The organism is Streptomyces enissocaesilis (genome assembly GCF_039533765.1).
In the GTDB taxonomy this organism is placed as follows: domain Bacteria; phylum Actinomycetota; class Actinomycetes; order Streptomycetales; family Streptomycetaceae; genus Streptomyces; species Streptomyces enissocaesilis.
Genome location: NZ_BAAAUD010000050.1, coordinates 32,836 through 51,315, shown reverse-complemented (window position 1 = coordinate 51,315; position 18,480 = coordinate 32,836). Strand labels below are relative to the sequence as shown.

16 protein-coding genes are annotated in these 18,480 nt (G+C 72.4%); 11 read left to right on the top strand and 5 right to left on the bottom strand.

The annotated features are described in order from the left end of the window. Positions 1 to 57 precede the first annotated feature (57 nt). Genes ABD374_RS25720 through ABD374_RS25710 form a run of 3 tightly spaced genes read left to right on the top strand, consistent with a single transcriptional unit; the run spans position 58 to position 3,903 of the window. Positions 58 to 1,242: a thiolase family protein gene (locus ABD374_RS25720; RefSeq protein ID WP_344497989.1), complete on the top strand. Its 1,185-nt coding sequence runs from the start codon at positions 58 to 60 to the stop codon at positions 1,240 to 1,242. A gap of 4 nt (positions 1,243 to 1,246) precedes the next feature. Continuing rightward, on the top strand, positions 1,247 to 2,434 hold the full coding sequence (locus ABD374_RS25715) for a 4-hydroxybenzoate 3-monooxygenase (protein WP_344497988.1): 1,188 nt from the start codon (positions 1,247 to 1,249) through the stop codon (positions 2,432 to 2,434). 32 nt (positions 2,435 to 2,466) lie between these two features. Continuing rightward, positions 2,467 to 3,903, top strand: a complete 1,437-nt coding sequence (locus ABD374_RS25710) for a benzaldehyde dehydrogenase (protein ID WP_344497987.1) — start codon at positions 2,467 to 2,469, stop codon at positions 3,901 to 3,903. Positions 3,904 to 3,996: 93 nt separating this feature from the next. On the opposite strand, the gene trxA is transcribed toward ABD374_RS25710, so the two are convergent. Beyond that, the gene (gene trxA, locus ABD374_RS25705; protein WP_344497986.1) at positions 3,997 to 4,392 is read right to left on the bottom strand and encodes a thioredoxin; all 396 of its coding nucleotides are present in this window, start codon (positions 4,390 to 4,392) and stop codon (positions 3,997 to 3,999) included. A 117-nt stretch (positions 4,393 to 4,509) separates the two neighbouring features. Between trxA and ABD374_RS25700 the strand changes: the two genes are divergently transcribed. Together ABD374_RS25700 and ABD374_RS25695 are read left to right on the top strand one after the other, a co-directional pair. Beyond that, on the top strand, positions 4,510 to 5,937 hold the full coding sequence (locus ABD374_RS25700) for a dihydrolipoyl dehydrogenase family protein (RefSeq protein ID WP_344497985.1): 1,428 nt from the start codon (positions 4,510 to 4,512) through the stop codon (positions 5,935 to 5,937). A gap of 216 nt (positions 5,938 to 6,153) precedes the next feature. Then, positions 6,154 to 6,453, top strand: a complete 300-nt coding sequence (locus tag ABD374_RS25695) for a DUF2087 domain-containing protein (protein ID WP_425577350.1) — start codon at positions 6,154 to 6,156, stop codon at positions 6,451 to 6,453. On the opposite strand, the gene ABD374_RS25690 is transcribed toward ABD374_RS25695, so the two are convergent. Next, entirely contained in the window at positions 6,431 to 7,210 is a 780-nt protein-coding gene (locus ABD374_RS25690; protein WP_344497983.1) for a VOC family protein, read from the bottom strand. The two genes, ABD374_RS25695 and ABD374_RS25690, sit on opposite strands and share 23 nt — an antisense overlap. 173 nt (positions 7,211 to 7,383) lie before the next feature. After that, the gene (clpX, locus tag ABD374_RS25685; protein ID WP_344497982.1) at positions 7,384 to 8,700 is read right to left on the bottom strand and encodes an ATP-dependent Clp protease ATP-binding subunit ClpX; all 1,317 of its coding nucleotides are present in this window, start codon (positions 8,698 to 8,700) and stop codon (positions 7,384 to 7,386) included. 109 nt (positions 8,701 to 8,809) lie between these two features. Between clpX and ABD374_RS25680 the strand changes: the two genes are divergently transcribed. Next, positions 8,810 to 9,991, top strand: coding sequence for a TetR/AcrR family transcriptional regulator (locus tag ABD374_RS25680; protein ID WP_344497981.1), 1,182 nt, complete (start codon positions 8,810 to 8,812; stop codon positions 9,989 to 9,991). A gap of 166 nt (positions 9,992 to 10,157) precedes the next feature. On the opposite strand, the gene ABD374_RS25675 is transcribed toward ABD374_RS25680, so the two are convergent. Next, on the bottom strand, positions 10,158 to 11,477 hold the full coding sequence (locus ABD374_RS25675; protein WP_344497980.1) for a phosphoribosyltransferase family protein: 1,320 nt from the start codon (positions 11,475 to 11,477) through the stop codon (positions 10,158 to 10,160). A 231-nt stretch (positions 11,478 to 11,708) separates the two neighbouring features. Between ABD374_RS25675 and ABD374_RS25670 the strand changes: the two genes are divergently transcribed. After that, positions 11,709 to 12,314, top strand: coding sequence for an ATP-binding protein (locus ABD374_RS25670; RefSeq protein WP_344497979.1), 606 nt, complete (start codon positions 11,709 to 11,711; stop codon positions 12,312 to 12,314). Here ABD374_RS25670 and ABD374_RS25665 read toward each other — a convergent pair. Continuing rightward, on the bottom strand, positions 12,311 to 12,673 hold the full coding sequence (locus tag ABD374_RS25665) for a tetratricopeptide repeat protein (RefSeq protein WP_344497978.1): 363 nt from the start codon (positions 12,671 to 12,673) through the stop codon (positions 12,311 to 12,313). The two genes, ABD374_RS25670 and ABD374_RS25665, sit on opposite strands and share 4 nt — an antisense overlap. 356 nt (positions 12,674 to 13,029) lie before the next feature. On the opposite strand from ABD374_RS25665, the gene ABD374_RS25660 reads away from it, so the two are divergent. From ABD374_RS25660 to ABD374_RS25645, 4 genes are all read left to right on the top strand, one after another. After that, complete coding sequence (locus ABD374_RS25660; protein WP_344497977.1) at positions 13,030 to 14,004, top strand: ROK family protein; 975 nt, start codon at positions 13,030 to 13,032, stop codon at positions 14,002 to 14,004. A 114-nt stretch (positions 14,005 to 14,118) separates the two neighbouring features. Further along, positions 14,119 to 15,363, top strand: coding sequence for a mannose-6-phosphate isomerase, class I (gene manA / locus ABD374_RS25655; RefSeq protein ID WP_344497976.1), 1,245 nt, complete (start codon positions 14,119 to 14,121; stop codon positions 15,361 to 15,363). A 322-nt stretch (positions 15,364 to 15,685) separates the two neighbouring features. Then, positions 15,686 to 17,308, top strand: a complete 1,623-nt coding sequence (locus tag ABD374_RS25650; RefSeq protein ID WP_344497975.1) for a cellulase family glycosylhydrolase — start codon at positions 15,686 to 15,688, stop codon at positions 17,306 to 17,308. 151 nt (positions 17,309 to 17,459) lie between these two features. Further along, positions 17,460 to 18,440: an acetylxylan esterase gene (locus ABD374_RS25645; protein WP_344497974.1), complete on the top strand. Its 981-nt coding sequence runs from the start codon at positions 17,460 to 17,462 to the stop codon at positions 18,438 to 18,440. Positions 18,441 to 18,480 lie beyond the last annotated feature (40 nt).

Below are 18,480 nucleotides of genomic sequence, written 5' to 3'. Positions count from 1 at the left end.
GATAGTTCACTCAGCGAACACCGCACAGTGGTCACCCTACGACTCCGGAGAGACCCGATGAGTATCCGCGACGTCTACATCGTCGACGCCGTCCGTACCCCGATCGGCAAGTTCGGGGGCGCCCTCTCCTGCGTACGCCCCGACGACCTCGCCGCACACGTCGTCAAGTCGCTCGTCGCCCGCGCTCCCGGTCTCGACCCGGCCAGGATCGACGACGTCTACTTCGGCGACGCCAACGGCGCGGGCGAGGACAACCGGGACGTCGCCCGGATGGCCGTGCTGCTCGCCGGACTCCCCGTCTCCGTCCCCGGTGTCACCGTCAACCGTCTCTGCGGCTCGGGCCTCGAAGCCGTCATCCAGGCGGCCCGCGCCGTCGCGCTCGGTGACGCCTCCGTCGCCATCGCCGGCGGCGTCGAGTCCATGTCCCGCGCGCCCTGGGTGCTCCAGAAGCCCGAGCGCGCCTTCCCCGCCGGCCACCAGGAACTGCACTCGACCACGCTCGGCTGGCGCATGACCAACCCCCGCATGCCCGACGAGTGGACCGTCCCGCTCGGCGAGGGCGCCGAGCTCGTCGCCGACAAGCACGGCATCACCCGCGAGCAGCAGGACGCCTTCGCCCTCGCCAGCCACCAGAAGGCGGCCAGGGCCTGGTCCGACGGTCTGTACGACGGGGAGGTCGTCCCGTACGACGGCGTGGACCTCACCCGGGACGAGTGCATCCGCGAGGGCTCGACCATGGAGGCACTGGCCAAGCTCAAGCCGGTCTTCCGCAAGACCGGCAGCGTCACGGCGGGCAACGCCTCGCCCCTCAACGACGGCGCCGCCGCGCTCCTGATCGTCGACGAGGAGGGCCTGCGCGCCACCGGCCGCGAGCCGCTCGCCCGCATCCGCACCTCCGCCGTCACCGGCATCGAGCCGCAGCTCTTCGGTCTCGGCCCGGTCGAGGCGGTCCGGCGGGCGCTCGCCAAGGCGGGCAGGTCCTTCGCCGACCTCACCACCTTCGAGCTGAACGAGGCATTCGCCGCCCAGTCGCTCGGCTGTCTCGCCGAGTGGCCGGACCTCGACCCCGCCGTCGTCAACCCGCGCGGCGGCGCCATCGCCGTCGGCCACCCGCTCGGCGCCTCCGGTGCCCGCCTCGCCGGATCCGTCGCCCACCAGCTGGCCGCCGCGGGCTCGGGCACCGGCCTCGCCGCGCTGTGCATCGGCGTCGGCCAGGGCCTCGCACTGGTACTGGAGCGCTGAACGGATGGCCCACACCCTCCGCACCCGCGTGGGAATCATCGGAGCCGGCCCGGCCGGGCTGCTCCTCGCCCGGCTGCTGCACACCGCCGGCATCGACTGCGTCGTCCTGGAGAACAGGACCCGCGCGTACGTCGAACAGCGCCAGCGCGCCGGGATCCTCGAACAGGGCACCGTCGACGCCCTGCGCGCCTGCGGCGCCGGCGCCCGCCTGGACACCGAGGGGCTCGTGCACCACGGCATCGAGCTCCGCTTCGACCGCCGGAGCCACCGCGTCGACTTCCCCGAGCTGACCGGCGGCCGGTCGGTGACGGTGTACGCCCAGACCGAGGTCGTCAAGGACCTCATTGCCCTCCAGCTCGCCGAAGGACCGCCGCTGTTCTTCGAGGCCGAGGCCCACGCCGTCGAGAAGCCGGAGTCCGACCACCCGGTGGTCCGCTTCACGCACGACGGCCGCGAACAGACCCTGGAGTGCGACTACGTCGTCGGCTGCGACGGCTTCCACGGCATCGCGCGCGCGGCGGTCCCGGACGCGGTCCGCCGTACGTACGAGCGCGCGTACCCGTACTCCTGGCTGGGCGTCCTCGCCGATGTCCCGCCGTCCTGCGGCGAGTTGATCTACGCGCGCGGCGAGGACGGCTTCGCCCTCCACAGCATGCGGTCGCCCAGCGTCTCGCGCCTCTACCTCCAGGTCCCCAACGGCACCGACCCCGCCGACTGGTCCGACGAGCGGATCTGGGACGAGCTCGACCGGCGCTTCGCGGTCGACGGCGACTGGAGCCTGGCGCGCGGCCCGATCACCTCGAAGTCGGTGACGCCGATGCGCAGTCACGTCACCGAGCCGATGCGCCACGGACGGGTCTTCCTGGCCGGGGACGCGGCGCACATCGTGCCGCCCACCGGCGCCAAGGGGCTCAACCTGGCGGTCTCCGACGTACAGGTCCTGGCCCGTGCCCTCACCCACCACCACCGCACCGGATCGGACGAACTCCTGGACTCCTACTCGGACTTGTGTCTGCGGCGGGTGTGGCAGGCCACTCGTTTCTCGTACGACATGACTACGATGTTGCACAGTCAACCAAGCGAGAGCGCGTTCGACGGCCGAGTGCATCTCGCACGGCTGCACCGCCTCGCGGCCTCCCGGTCCGCCGCCGCGGAACTGGCCGCGAACTACACGGGACTTCCCCTCGACTGAGCGTCCGCACGACCGAGCGACTGGAGATCCGCATGCCCCTGCTCGACCCCAAGACCTGGCAGCCCGTCCGGCTCTCGGGCGGTGAGTCGGACGTCGTCGAGCCCGCCACGGGCGAAACGCTCGGCCGGGTCACGCTCGCCACCGCCGAGGACGTCGGTACGGCCGCCCGGACCGCCGGGGCCGTGCAGGCGGCCTGGGCCCGCACACCGCACCTCCGGCGGGCCGCCGTGCTCCGCCGCGCCGGCGACCTCTTCGCCGCGCACGCCGGCGAACTGCGGGAATGGCTCGTACGGGAATCCGGTTCCATACCCGGCAAGGCCGACTTCGAACTCCACGTCGCCGCCCAGGAGTGCTACGAGGCCGCCGCCCTGGCCTCCCGCCCGACCGGCCAGGTACTGCCCAGCGAGGCGCCCCGGCTGTCGTACACCCGGCGGGTCCCTGCCGGGGTGGTGGGCGTCATCGCCCCCTTCAACGCCCCGCTGATCCTCTCCATACGCTCCGTCGCCCCCGCTCTCGCGCTGGGCAACGGTGTTCTGCTCAAGCCCGACCCCCGTACCGCGGTCTGCGGCGGCCTCGGCCTGGCCGCCGTGTTCGCCGAGGCGGGACTGCCCGAGGGCCTGCTGCACGTCCTGCCCGGCGGCGCCGGGGCCGGCCGGGCGCTCGTCGCCGACCCGGGCGTACCGGTCGTCTCCTTCACCGGGTCCACGGAAGCGGGCCGCGCGGTCGGGGAGGCCGCGGGGCGCGCGCTCAAGCGCGCCCACCTGGAACTGGGCGGCAACTCCGCCCTCGTCGTACTGGAGGACGCCGACCTCGAAGGCGCCGTCGCCCAGGCGTCCTGGGGGTCCTTCTTCCACCAGGGCCAGATCTGCATGACCACCGGCCGCCACCTCGTGCACGCCTCGCTCTACGAGGAGTACGTCGAACGGCTCGCCGCCAAGGCCGAGTCCCTGGCCGTCGGCGACCCGCACCGCGAGCAGGTGCACCTGGGCCCGATCATCGACCGGTCCCAACTCGCCAAGATCCACGGTCTGGTGGAGGCCAGCACGGCGAGCGGCGCGAAGCTCGTGGCGGGCGGCACGCACCGCGGCCTCTTCTACCGGCCCACCGTACTGGCGGGCGTCGGCGACGACACCCCCGCGTACGCCGAGGAGGTGTTCGGCCCGGTCGCACCGGTCCGCTCCTTCAGTACCCTCGACGAGGCCGCGGCCCTGGCGTCGGCGAGCCCGTACGGCCTCTCCCTGGGCATCGTCACCCGCGACACCGCGCTCGGGGTGCGGCTCGCGGACCGTGTCCCCACCGGCATCGCCCACATCAACGACCAGACGGTCAACGACGAGGCGGTCGCGCCCTTCGGCGGCGTCGCCGCGTCCGGCACGGGGGCGCGCTTCGGCGGCGAGGCGAACCTGGAGGCGTTCACCGAACTGCGCTGGACGACGGTCCGCCGCGAACCGGCGGACCACCCCTTCTAGGGGGCCGGGAGCGCCTCCCCGTACCGGCCGTACGGAAAAGGGCCCCGCCGCTGCGGCCGGGCCCTTTCCTGTTTCCGTACGCTCCGGCGCGCCTCAGCCCGCTTCCCGGGCGTCCTGCCCGCCCTGGGCCTGCTTCGCGTCCTCGACGGACTTGCGGACCTCGTCCATGTCGAGCTTGCGGGCCTGCCCGATCACGTCCTCGAGCGCGGCCTCGGGCAGAGCGCCGGGCTGGGCGAACACCGCCACGTTCTCGCGCACGATCATCAGGGTCGGGATGGAGCGGATCTCGAAGGCCGCGGCCAGTTCCTGCTGGGCCTCCGTGTCGACCTTGGCGAAGACGAGGTCCTGGTGGCGCTCGGACGCACTCTCGAAGACGGGCGCGAACTGCCGGCAGGGACCGCACCAGGAAGCCCAGAAGTCGATGAGGAGGAAGTCGTTCTCGCTCACGACCTGGTCGAAGTTTTCCTTGGTGAGCTCGACGGTGGACATGGTGTGCTCCTCTTCCTGGCATGGCGGGCGAAGCCGTCCCCGCACAACGGCGTGCGGGCTCGCCGTATTCCGCCTGCCCGGCTGGCCACGGCGCACACCTCGCACCAGACTGCGCGTATGACGAATGCAGTGGAGTACGACGTCGTGGTGGTCGGAGCCGGGCCCGTCGGCGAGAACGTCGCGGACCGCGCCCGGGCCGCCGGGCTGAGCACGGCGGTGGTGGAGAACGAACTGATCGGCGGCGAGTGCTCCTACTGGGCGTGCATGCCCAGCAAGGCGCTGCTGCGCCCGGTGACCGCACGCGCCGACGCGCGCCGCGTCCCGGGGCTGCGCGCGGCGGTGCGGGGCCCCCTCGACGTCGCCGAGGTGCTCGCGCACCGTGACTATTACGCGTCGAACTGGAAGGACGACGGCCAGGTGGGCTGGCTGGAGTCGATCGGAGCGGACATCCACCGCGGCAGGGGCCGGCTCGCGGGCCCCCGGCAGGTGACCGTCGAGCCACCCTCGGGCGAGCGGTACACCCTCACGGCGCGGCACGCGGTGGCGGTGTGCACCGGCACCCGGGCCCTCGTCCCCGACCTGCCGGGACTGGCCGGCGCGAACCCCTGGACCAGCCGCGAGGCGACCAGCGCCGGCAAGGTGCCCGACCGGCTCGTGATCGTCGGCGGGGGAGTGGTCGCCGTGGAGATGGCCACGGTCTGGCAGGCGCTCGGCTCCCGGGTCACCGTGCTCGTACGCGGAAAGGGCCTGCTGGCGAACATGGAGCCCTTCGCGGGTGAGCTGGTCGCCGAGGCACTGACGGAAGCGGGCGCGACCGTACGGACCGGGGCCCCGGTCGCCGCCGTCGAGCGCGACGGCGGCGACGGTCCGGTCACCGCCGTCCTCGACGACGGCGAACGGGTCGAGGCCGACGAGATCCTCTTCGCCACCGGCCGCGCCCCGCGCACCGACGACATCGGCCTGGACACGGTCGGGCTGAAGCCCGGTTCCTGGCTGACGGTCGACGACAGCTGCCGGGTGGAGGGCAGTGACTGGCTGTACGGGGTGGGGGACGTCAACCACCGGGCGCTGATGACGCACGAGGGCAAGTACCAGGCACGTGTGGCGGGCGACGCCATCGCCGCCAGGGCCCACGGCAAGCCCGTGGACACCGCACGCTGGGGCGCCCACTCCGCCACCGCCGACCACGCCGCCGTACCCCAGGTCGTCTTCACCGACCCCGAGGCGGCTGCGGTCGGCCTCACCCTCGCGCAGGCGGAAGCGGCGGGGCACCGGGTGCGGGCCGTCGACTACGACATGGCGTCGGTCTCGGGCGCCGGGCTGTACGCCGACGGCTACCGGGGCCGCGCCCGCATGGTCGTCGACCTGGACCGCGAGATCGTACGCGGCGCCACCTTCGTGGGCCCGGGGGTGGCCGAACTGCTGCACTCGGCCACGGTGGCGGTGGCGGGGGAGGTCCCGATCGCCCGCCTGTGGCACGCGGTTCCGGCGTACCCGACGATCAGCGAGGTGTGGCTGCGGCTGCTGGAGACCTACCGGGGCTGAGCAGGGCTGAGCAGGGCTGAGCAGGGCCGAGGCCGCGGATCCCGGTTCGAGCGGGCGGGCCGGCGGGGCCGGGCACCCGTCGTGAAAACGGGTTGCCCGGTGGCCGGGCCGGTTGGCAGGCTGCCGGTCATGTCCGACAACAGAACCAGCGGTTCGCAGAAGGCGGCCGGGACGGCCGGGGTGACCGGGACGGCCGGGGTGGCCGGGACGGCCGGGGTGGCCGCCCTTTTCTCCCGGGGGCGGCTGACGGCGATCCCGCGGAAGACGGCCCGCCGCGAGCAGTTGCTCGTACACCTGGCGGAGACCCTGTTCGAGCGGGACCGGGCGTACAGCGAGCGCGAGGTCAACGAGGCGCTGCTCACGGTGCACGAAGACTGTTCGGCGCTGCGCCGCCACCTGGTCGTGGCGGGCCTGCTGGACCGCCCCAAGGACGGCAGCAGCTACCGGCGGGCCCGGTGGCCGGCCGTGTCGTCCCCGGGGCAGGACCCGGACGTCAGGCCGGGGGCGCGGGCTTGAGGACGGCGAAGGCCGCGCCGAAGGGATCGGCGAGCCAGGCGATCCTGCCGACGTCCGGGACGTCCGCCGCGGGCATGACGACCGACCCGCCACTCGCCCGGGACCGGGTGACGGTCTCGTCCACGTCCTCCACGGCGAAGTACGGAATCCAGCGCGCCTCCCCGGACTCGCTCTGGAGCGGGGCGACGCCGCCGAACGACGCTTCCCGCTGGTCGCCTTCGGCGGTGGAGAGCACGGTGTACGTCATGCCCGGCGTCTCCATCTCCTGCGACCGCCAGCCGAACAGCGAGCCGTAGAAGCCGAGGGCGGTCGCCGGATCACCGATGTGCAGCTCCGCCCAGCACAAGCTGTTGTCGTCGGAGACCTTCTCCAGTCCCTCGACGGCGGCCGGCTGCCATACGGCGAACTCCGCGCCGCCCGGGTCGGTCAGACAGGCCGTCCGTCCGGCGTCCATGACGTCGAAGGGCTCCACGCGGACGGTCCCGCCGCCCTCCCCGGCCGCCTCGACCGTGGCATCGGCGTCGGACGTCCGGAAGTACACCGTCCAGGCGGAACCCGCCCCCTCCTGTGTCAGCGGCCCGAGGGCGGCGACCGTCTTGCCGTCCTGCTGGAAGAAGCCGTACCCACCGGCGTCGGGGCCGCGCGACCGGAAGTCCCAGCCGAAGACCTGACCGTAGAACGTGGCGGCTGCCGAGGTGTCGGGGCTGCCGAGGTCGAGCCAGTCGGGGGATCCGGTGACGAAGTCAGTGCTGAGCATGCTGGGGCGCCCTGCCTCTCTGGAGGTTTCCCGCGGGGTGTCGACGGAGCATCTGCCACCCTTGCCGATCACCTCCACGGGGCTCCAGCCATCGCATTCGCGGGGATTCGGTTTCATCCGCATGGACCAGCGGGCCGGCGGACGGGCAGATCGACGGACGGGCAGGCCGGTGGTCAGGCGGTCCGGTCGCGGTGGTCCGGTTCCCGGCCCTGCCCGTGGCCGGGCCGCGCGCGGGGCACCAGCGCCGGGGCGGCATGGCCGAGTACGGTGTCGCGGTCCACCACGACGCGGGCCACGTCGTCCCGGCTCGGCACCTCGTACATCACGTCGAGCAGGATCTCTTCGAGGACGGTGCGCGCCGCCCGGGCGCCGGTACGGCGCAGCAGCGCCCGGTCGGCGATCGCGCCAAGGGCGTCCTCGGTGAACTCCAGCTCCACGCCGTCGATTTCGAACAGCCGCCGGTACTGCTGGACCAGGGCGTGGCGCGGCTCGGTGAGGATCCGTACCAACGCCGCCCGGTCCAGCGGCTGCACGGCCGACACCATCGGGAGCCGGCCGACGATCTCCGGGATCAGTCCGAACTTCAGCAGGTCCTGGGGCATGACGCCGGCGAAGGGGTCCCGCTCCTCCCGGTCTGCTTCCCGGCCCGCTTCCCGGTCCTTCCCGGTGGTACGGACCGGAGCGCCGAACCCGATGCCCCTGTGGCCGGTCCGCTGCTCGATGATCCGCTCCAGACCGGCGAACGCGCCGCCGACGATGAACAGCACGTTGCTCGTGTCGAAGGGGATGAACTCCTGTTGCGGGTGTTTGCGGCCGCCCTGCGGCGGCACGCTCGCGACCGTGCCCTCCAGGATCTTCAGGAGCGCCTGCTGCACGCCCTCACCGCTCACGTCGCGCGTGATCGACGGGTTCTCGCTCTTCCGGGCGATCTTGTCGATCTCGTCGATGTAGATGATTCCGGTCTCGGCCTTCCCGATGTCGAAGCCGGCGGCCCGGATCAGCTTCAGCAGGATGTTCTCGACGTCCTCCCCGACGTACCCGGCCTCCGTCAGCGCCGTCGCGTCCGCGACGGCGAACGGGACGTCGAGCATCCGGGCGAGGGTCTGGACGAGATACGTCTTGCCGCATCCGGTCGGGCCGATCAGCAGGATGTTGGACTTGCCGAGTTCGACCCCCTCCTGCCCGCCGGCCGCCGCGCCGATGCGCTTGTAGTGGTTGTGGACCGCCACCGCGAGCGCCTTCTTGGCGCCGTCCTGCCCGACGACGTACTGGTCGAGGAAGGCGTGGATCTCCCGGGGTGTAGGCAGCTCTCCCGGTCCGCCGCCGGCCGGACCGTCCGGGTCCTCCGCGATGAGTTCGTTGCAGAGTCCGACGCATTCGTCGCAGATGCAGATCCCACCGGGGCCCGCGATGAGCTTCGTGACCTGCTTCTGGCTCTTCCCGCAGAACGTGCACTTCAGCAGGTCGCCGCTGTCACCGATGCGTGCCACTCGGAAACCTCCCTCGCTCTCGTCGAATGCTGAAAACATATGACGTCATCATCTGGATGGCGACGGTATCTTGAACCGACACGGACGGCAACGCAGGCAAGTGAGGACCATGGGCCGGCTCAGCAGGGCGGAGCTGCAGGAGCACAACCGCGCCAGGGTGCTCGACGCGGCCAGGAACGAGTTCGCCGAACGGGGCTTCCCGGGCGCCAAAGTGGACGCCATTGCCGAGCGCGCCGGGCTGACCCGGGGCGCGGTGTACTCCAACTTCCCCGGCAAGCGGGCGCTGTACTTCGCGGTCCTGGCCGACCTCGCCGAGCGCGTACCCGAACCTCCGCACCCCGCGCCGGGCCGCACCCGCACCGAAGCGCTCGGCGCGCTCGCCCGCGCCTGGGTCGCCGGGCTGCCGCTCGTCGGCACGGACACCGGTACCGACATGGGCACGGGCGGGGGCCCAGGCACGGGCATCAGCACCGGCGACCGGTACGGATCGCCCCGGCTGGACCGGCACCTGATGTCCGAGGTCCTCTCCGAGGAGCGCATCCGGCGACCGTTCGCCCAGTTGATGAAGCTGGACGCGGTCCTGCTCGGTCTGGCTCTGGAGGGGCTGCGGCGGCCCGACGCCCCGACCGGCCGCCTGGTGCGCGTGGCGGAGGCCGTCCTCACGACCCTGCACGGCGCGAGTCAGATGGCCGACGCGGCCCCCGGGTTCATCGAGCCCTTCAACGTCGTCAGCGCCTGTGAACGGCTGGCGGACCTCGCTCTCGACGACACGTGGCCCCCGCCGCACCTCCCCTACATCCCGCGGGCACGCCCGGCCGACGAGCCGTGGTCCCCGCCGCCCGCGGTGGACGCCGTACGCGGCGGGCCGGCGCGGCTGGCCGGCGACGGCGTGGTGGCGATCCTCGGGACGCACCGGCTCGAAGCCGCCGAGGAAGCGGTACGGGCCGCGCCGCCCGGGGTCACGGTCACCGCCGTCCTGGTCACCGGCGAACCGGCCGAACTGGTACCGCTGGCACGGCTGGCCGTCGCCGGCCTGTGCGGCTGCCTGCGCCAGGCGTTCCCGCCGTCGGCGTGGCCGCGACTCCAGGTGGTGTACGACGCGTCGGGCGCCCTCGCCGAGGCGGCCGGGGTACCGGCCGTCAGTGACGGCACCGAGGCGGCCGTCCGTGTCGAAGGAGGCCGGATCGTGGCGCGCGCCGACGGCCGCGGCGCCTGCCACGCGGCTGCCGCGGCGGAGGGGGCCGCCGCACGGGTCGGCCGTACCCGCCCGGACGGGAGCCGCCGTTCATGACGGCGGAAGCCGCCCGACGCCCGGCAGAAGCTGTTCGCGGAGAGCCGTGTGAACCCTCCGCGCGGCGTCAGCCCGGTCCGGGGTTCGTGATGCCGAACAGCTCCCGGCGGTCGCCGTGGGGCCCGGCACGGCTCCCGGCGGAGCCGTGCCGGCGTGGCGATCCCGGTTACCCGGGGCGGGCCGACGGCCCCAGGTGCCGGGTGAACCAGATCCGGGCGAGTTCGGCGACCTCGTCCAGCGCCCCGGGTTCCTCGAAGAGATGCGTCGCGCCCGGGACGATCTCCAGGCGGTTCTCGCAGCGCAGTTCCGCCTGGGCCTTCCGGTTGAGATCGAGTACCAGCGGGTCCCGGCCGCCCACGACGAGCAGGGTGGGCGCCCGTACGTCGCCCAGTCGCGGCCCCGCGAGGTCGGGCCGCCCGCCGCGTGAGACCACGGCGCCGACCTCCGTGCCGGCGGACGCCGCGGCCCGCAGCGCTGCCGCGGCCCCGGTGCTCGCCCCGAAGTAGCCGATCGGGACGGACAGGCGGCGGTGCAGCCGGCGGGTGGCGTCCCCGAGCCTGCCGGCCAGGGTCCCGATGTCGAAGACGTTCGCCCGGTCGGCTTCCTCCGCGGGCGTGAGCAGGTCGAACAGCAGGGTGCCCAGACCCGCCCGGTTCAGAGCCGCCGCCACCGACCGGTTGCGCGGGCTGTGGCGGCTGCTGCCGGAGCCGTGGGCGAACATCACGACCGCCCCGGCACCTTCCGGCAGAGTGAGGTCCCCGGCCAGCCGGACCCCGCCGGCGTCCACCTCGACCTCCCTGACCTCCGCGGCCTCCCTGACCTCCGCGGTCTTCTTCGCGACCCCCTCCCCGGCCTGGGCCGCCCGTGCCAGCAGCGCGACGACCTCCTCGTCGGAGGTCTGCGTGAAGTTCTCGTACCACTCGCCGACAGCGCGGAAGACCTGCGGCACGGACAGGCACACGACATCGTCCACTTCGGTACTCAGCCGGGCGACCGCGTCGGGTGCCGCCACCGGAGCGGCCAGCACCACACGGGCCGCGCCCTGGGCCCGTACGACCTCGCAGGCGGCCGCCGCCGTGGCGCCGGTCGCGATCCCGTCGTCCACCACGACGACCGTCCGCCCGTCGAGCGCCAGTCGGGGCCGGTCGTCGCGGAACCGCCGTGCCCGCCGTTCGAGTTCCGCCTCCTCGGCGCGTTCGACCGCCACGAGGTCCTCCTCCCGGAGGCCGCTGCGGCGGACGATGTCGTCGCTGATGACCCGGGCCCCGCCCTCGCCGATGGCGCCGAAACCCAGCTCCCGGTGGTACGGGACTCCGAGTTTGCGTACGACGACCACATCGAGGGGTGCGCCGAGCGCCCGCGCCACTTCGAAGGCGACCGGAACTCCGCCCCGGGGCAGACCCAGCACGACGGGCCCTTCCGGCTTCAGACGCCGCAGGGCCAGGGCGAGACGCCGTCCCGCGTCGGTGCGATCGGTGAACAGCACAGTGGTTCACCCCCAACCAGGGGAGACGGAAACCACGTCCGTTTCCTTCGAAACAACCGCACTCGCGACTGTTCCGCAAGTCGGTGGCACCGGGCCGCACCGGTTGCGGTCCCCGCCTCCGGAGACCAGGATGGCCCTGACCCAATGGTGACCAACGCTCACTCTTCGTGTTCGGGGGTCGTTGCTGCAACGAGGTGAAGCATGTGGGCCTCGCGGTAAGGAGCCACGGCCATGACACTTCCCACCGGCCGGTATTACGCGGTCGAACTGCACGTATCGGCGGAGCGCGTCTCGCAGATCCGGCGCATCGTTGCCGCACACCTGCGGTACTGGAATCTCGAGCTGCACATCCAGCCTGTGTGCAGGGGTGTCGAGGAACTTCTGGCCAACGTTCACCGGCATGTCGGCGACGACAGCCGGTGCGTGGTCGAACTGCGCTGCACCGGCAGGCACTTGACGGTTTCGGTGGCCGACAACGGCCCCCCGATGCCGCGCCTGGTGTCCGCCGGCGAAGGAGGTCTGGCCGTTGTCGCGGCCCTGTGCGACAGCTGGGGTACCTGCGGTACCGCAGACGGCAAAGTCGTATGGTTCACGCGGCGTGTGGAGGACGCGCGCAACAGTCCGCTGCTGTGGCGCCCGCCGCTTTCGGGGGTGGGCGACGCGAGGGAGTACCCGGCCTCCGCGCCCGCCCCTGCTCCCGCGGCGGCCCCTGTCCTGGAGCCGGCCACCGCAGCCGTTCTGGAGCCGGCCACCGCAGCCGTTCTGGACCCGGCCACGACAACCGGGAGGGGGCCGGCCACGACAGCCGCCCCCCTCCCTGCCACCGTGCCCGCCTAGCCGGAGAAGTCCCCGGACAGCGCGGCGGCCATCCGCAGATGCGGCGCCGCCTCGCTGCTCCGGCCCTGGCGCTCCAGCGTGCGGCCGAGCATCAGCCGCGCGTAGTGCTCGACCGGGCTGCGCTCCAGTACGGAACGCAGCTCGGTCTCTGCTTTGCCCAGCTGGGCGGAGTGGTAGTACGAACGGGCGAGCAGCAGACGCGGAGAGAGCTGCTCGGGGACTTCGTCGACCAGGCCGGTGAGGACGCGGGCGGCCCTGTCGTACTCCTTGGCCTCGAAGAAGAGCTGCGCCCGCGCCCAACGGTCGGCGGCGGTGCCGTGGCTGTAGTAGGCGTCGTTCGGATTCGTCTGCCCGGTCATCGGGACCCTCCTGCTCGGCGGCCGGCCTCCGGAGCGGAGCCGTGCGGAAGCCTCAACAAGCCCAGACGGTTGAACATTCCACTACCTTGCGCGCCATCGGCGCGGCGCGACTCTCCGGTCTCCGTCGCGCACCGGCCCGGCTTGGGAGGCGATGTCGCTCCGGGGGGGGGCGACCGCTGTTGCGGCACCTCTGGGTGGAGCGCTTCAGGTGACTTTCGCAGGGGGAAGCCAGAGCCGAAAAAGGGATATGACTAAACCATTAACTTAACTGAACTTGTTTACTAGACAACGTTGTCAATGCGGTGCAGAGTGTCTGCGGAGCAGATACCCCTGCGCTGACGGAAGGGCTGACCACGATGGTGTACGGAGCACTCGACATCGGCGGGACGAAGATCGCCGGGGCGCTCGTGGATGCGGACGGCCGGCTCGTGGCCCGGGCGCAGCGAGCCACCCCGGCCCGCGACTCGGCGAATGTGCTGATGGGAGCCGTCAGTGCGGTGCTTGACGACCTGTCGCGGCACGCGCAATGGCCGGCCCTCTCCTGCCTGGGGATCGCCAGCGCGGGCCCGGTCGACACCGTCGCCGGGACGGTGAGCCCCGTCAACATCCCCGGCTGGCGCGGCTATCCGTTGGTGGAGAAGGTGCGTTCCCATCCCCGCGTGCCCGTCGGCATGAGGCCGGTACTGGTCGGGGACGCGGTGGCGATGACCGCCGCCGAGCACTGGACGGGTGCCGCCAGGGGCGTCGACAACGCGCTCTGCATGGTGGTCTCCACCGGTGTGGGCGGTGGGCTGATCCTCAACGGCAGCCTGCACGCGGGGATCTCCGGGAACGCGGGCCACATCGGTCACATCTCGGTGGACATGAACGGCCCGCTCTGTCCGTGCGGTGCGCGAGGCTGTGTGGAGGGATTCGCCAGTGGCACCGCGATCGCCGCCCATGCGCTGGCTTCGGGTTGGACGCCCCCTCCCGGGGAGGCTCCGACCGCGGCGGCGGTCGAGGCGGCGGCGCGCGGCGGAGACGAGCGCGCCCTGGCGGCCTACGACCGGGCCGGACGGGCGCTCGCCGCCGGCATCGCCGCGACCATCGCGCTCGTCGAGCTCGACGTGGTGGTGATCGGCGGAGGAGTGGCCCAGGCGGGGGAGACGCTCTTCGGGCCTCTGCGCCGCCGTATCGACGAGTACGCGGTGCTCGACTTCACCCGGAACGTGCCGATCGTTCCGGCGGGTCTCGCCCTGGACGCCGGACTGATCGGCGCGGCGGCCGCGGGGGCCGCGGAAGCGGGGCTCTCCCGGGCCGGCCGCGCCCGTGTCCCCGTGCCCCGACCGTAGATCCGTGGGTCCGGAGACACGTGGGTCCGGAGACTCGTGGGTCCGTAGATCCGTGGGTCCGTAGGTCCGCAGATCCGTCTCAGCCGCTCCGACGTCACTTGGAAGTCACCTGCTGTGGACCTTCTGAACAGTACGATCCAGCCCTACGCGTGGGGCTCCGTCACCGCCCTGCCGCAGCTCATGGGGGTCCGCCCCACCGGCACACCGCAGGCGGAGCTGTGGATGGGCGCCCACCCCGCGGCCCCGTCGCGCGTGGACCGCGGCAGCGGCCCCGTGCCGCTGGACCGCGTTCTCGCCGCCGACCCGGTGAACGAACTGGGGCACTCCGTACTGCGCCGTTTCGGGCCCCGGCTGCCGTTCCTGCTCAAGCTGCTCGCGGCGGACGCGCCCCTCTCCCTCCAGGTGCATCCCGACACGGCACAGGCGGCGGCCGGATACGAGGCCGAGAACGCCCTCGGGGTCCCTCCGGACTCTCCGTACCGCACCTATCGGGACAGCCACCACAAGCCCGAGATGATCGTCGCGCTCACCCCGTTCGACGGCCTCTGCGGCTTTCGGCCGCCGGGCCGGTGCGCGGACCTCCTGGAGGCTCTGCGCGTGGACGCCCTCGCCCCCTTCACCCGGACGCTGCGGACCCGCCCCGGGGAAGCGGCGCTGCGCGAGGTGTTCACCGCCTTCCTCACCCCCGACCCGCATCTTCTCGGCGCCGTCGCCGACGCGCTCGTACGGGAGGCGGACCGCGACGGCCCGTACCGTGGCGACTTCGGGGCGTACGCCGCGATCGCCCGCTCCCACCCCGGCGACCAGGGCCTGCTGCCGGCCCTGATGCTCGCGTACGTCCGGCTGGCGCCCGGTGAGGCGCTGTTCCTCGGCGCGGGGATCCCGCACGCCTATCTCTCCGGCCTGGGCGTGGAGATCATGGCGAACTCCGACAACGTGCTGCGCTGCGGGCTGACGCCCAAACACATCGACTCCACCGAGCTGCTGAAGGTCGTCCGCTTCACCGCGCCGCCGACGCGCGTGCTGAGCCCCACGGCCGACGACCGGAGCGGTGAACACGTCTATCCCGCGCCGGTCGACGACTTCCGTCTCTCCCGGCTGTTCCCGCACCCCCGGGGCGAGGCGCGGGCGCTGGGCGGCGATGCTCCGCAGATCCTCCTGTGCACCCGTGGCGAGGCCCGTGTCGGGGGAGAGGGAGGGGCGGCATTGGCCTTGCTGCCGGGCCGCGCCGTCTACGTACCCGCGCGGGAACGCGTCACCGTGACCGGCGACGGCGTGGTCTTCCGCGCCACCGTGGCGGCGGGCGCGGACGCCGGCGCGGACCTGCCGACCCCTCTGCGCGACAAAAACCACGACTGAACTTAACCGGTTCGGTCCAGGGCGTTGTGCGGGGGAGACGGAGCCCATAATCTCTCTTTCGATCGCCGGGCGGGAAAGCCGACTTGGCTGGTGCTCCTGCCCGTTGAGCGGAGAGCCGCGCGATTACAGGTTCAGTGAGTTTCCTCCTGTCTGACGTGAGCCGCATTCCACGAACAGACAGTGGCAGCCGACCCGGCTTTCACGTCATTTCGAGAATGACGCCCCGTGGAGCCGGGAGCACGGCACCCGCCATGAAACGGAAATGCCGCACGCCCGTGACATCACGTCCAGCCGCGTGCGCGCACCGAGTTGGGAGCAAGGGATGAGAAGGAAACTGGCCACCGCGGCGGGAGCGCTGCTGGCCATGGCCGCCTCCGTGTTCGCCGCGCCGGCCACCGCACAGGCGGCGGACCCGGCCCCCGGGTTCCACGTCGAGGACGGCCGGCTGCTGGACGCGAACGGCAACGACTTCGTCCTCAGGGGCGTGAACCACGCACACGCCTGGTACCCGGACAGGACCGGCCGGGCACTGGCCGACATCAAGGCGCTGGGGGCCAACTCCGTGCGCGTCGTGCTCAGCACCGGCGACCGCTGGACGAAGAACGGCACGGCGGACGTCGCGGCCGTCGTCGAACGGTGCAAGGCGAACAGGCTGGTCTGCGTTCTCGAAGCCCATGACACCACCGGCTACGGAGAACAGGACGGCGCGGTCTCGCTCTCCCGCGCGGTCGACTACTGGATCGAGGTCCAGCAAGCGGTGAAGGGACAGGAGAAGTACGTCATCCTGAACCTCGGGAACGAGCCGCACGGCAACTCCGGATACACCGCCTGGACAGCCGACACGTCGAACGCTATCAGCCGTATGCGTACCGCCGGATTCGAGCACACGCTCATGGCGGACGCGCCGAACTGGGGCCAGGACTGGGCGTTCACCATGCGTGACAACGCCCCCGGCGTCTTCGCTGCGGACCCGAGGAGAAACACCGTCTTCTCGATTCACATGTACGGCGTCTACGACACCGCGGCCGAAGTCCGGGACTACCTGAACCGGTTCGTGTCCCGCGGACTTCCCCTCGTCGTCGGCGAGTTCGGTGACGCGCACTCGGACGGCAACCCCGACGAGGACGCCATCATGGCCGCCGCCGAGGAGTCCGGCCTCGGCTACCTGGGATGGTCCTGGAGCGGCAACGGGGGCGGTGTCGAATACCTCGACATGGCCACCGACTTCGACGCGAGCCGGCTGACCACCTGGGGGAAGCGCCTCTTCGACGGCCCCCACGGAATCAAGCGGACCGCCCGTGAGGCAAGCGTCTTCGGCACCGGCGGCGGCGACACCCGGGCGCCCACCGCGCCCGGCACCCCGGCCGCGTCCGCGGTGACCTCCAGCGGCGTACGCCTCACGTGGGCGGCGGCCACGGACAACACCGCGGTCACCGCCTACGACGTCGTCCGTGTCCACGCCGCCCAGGAAACGCAGGTCACCACCACGACCACCAACAGCGCCGCCGTCAGCGGCCTGACGGCCTCCACCGCCTACACCTTCGCCGTCTACGCCCGCGACGCGGCCGGCAACCGCTCCCCGCGCTCCGCCACGGTGAGCGTCACCACGGCGAGCGGCCCGTCCACCGGGAAGTGCGCGGTCACCTACCGCCTCAGCGACTGGGGGAGCGTGTTCAACGCCGACGTGACCGTCCGCAACACCGGCACCCAGGAGATCAAGGGCTGGCAGCTCGACTTCGCCTTCCCCGGCAGCCAGACCCTCAACTCCGCCTGGAACGCGAAGGTGGTCCAGCAGGGGACACAGCTGCGCGCCACGAACGAGTCGTGGACCGAGACCATACCGGCCGGCGGCGCAGTGAGCTTCGGCCTGAACGGCTCCTCCACCGGCGCGAACGGCATCCCCGCCGCTTTCAGCCTCAACGGCGTAACCTGCGCGAAGAGTTGACCACCACCGCGCCCCGCCGTGGGGCGCGGAGCGGTCTTCCACCGGCGCCGTCCCGGCCGGTGGGAGACCGTCGCGCCATGGTCAGGACCCACCCGGCACGGCAGGGCGGTGTGAACCGTACCGGCCGGATGACCCTCGAGGAGTCGGCTCCATGCCGTTCACCGACCTGTCCCCCGACCAGCTGGACGCCTTCCGCGAACAGATACCGGAGCCCGAGGACTTCGACGCCTTCTGGGACGAGAGCCTGCGGCTGTCCCGCGAGGCCGGGGGCGACCCGCGCCTCACGCCCGTCAAGGACACCCTGCTGTCCACCGTCGACGTCTACGACCTGCGGTTCCCCGGCTGGCGCGGCCAGCCCGTCGCCGCCTGGTTCATCCTTCCGTCCGAAGCCGACGGCCCCCTGCCCACCGTGATCACCTACATCGGCTACAGCGGTGGACGGGGCCTGCCGACCGACCACCTCCTCTACGCGTCGGCCGGTTACGCCCACCTCGTCGTCGACAGCCGAGGCCAGGGCCACGACACACCGGACCACGACGAGGGCGACGGCCCCCAGTGGGTCCACGGCTTCATGACCCGCGGCATCCACGACCCGCGCGACCACTACTACCGCCGCCTCATCACCGACTGCGTCCGCGCGGTGGACGCGGCGCGCCGCCTCCCGCACGTCGACACGGACCGGATCGTCGTCCAGGGAGCCAGCCAGGGCGGCGGTCTCGCGCTCGCGGTCGCCGGCCTGACCGGCCGGGACATCGCGGCGGCCCTGCCCGACGTGCCGTTCCTCTGCCACTTCAGGCGCGGGGCCGAGGCCGCCACCGAAGGGCCGTACACCGAACTCGTCGACTACCTGCGGCACCACACCCGGGACGACCCCGAGCGGGCCTTCGGGACCCTCGGCCACTTCGACGGCGTCCACTTCGCCCGACGGGCCCTGGCTCCGGCGCTCTTCAGCGTGGGGCTGATGGACCCGGTCTGCCCGCCGTCCACCGTGTACGCGGCGTACCACGCCTACGCGGCGGCCAAGGCCATCAAGGTCTGGCCCTTCGCCGACCACGCCGGAGGCCGGGGAGCCACCGCTCCGGAACACCTGCGCTGGCTGCGCGAGGGCGGCCTGGCTCCGGTGGCCCGGTAGCGGCAGTCGGGGCCTGCCGCCAAATGATCTTCCCGGCGCC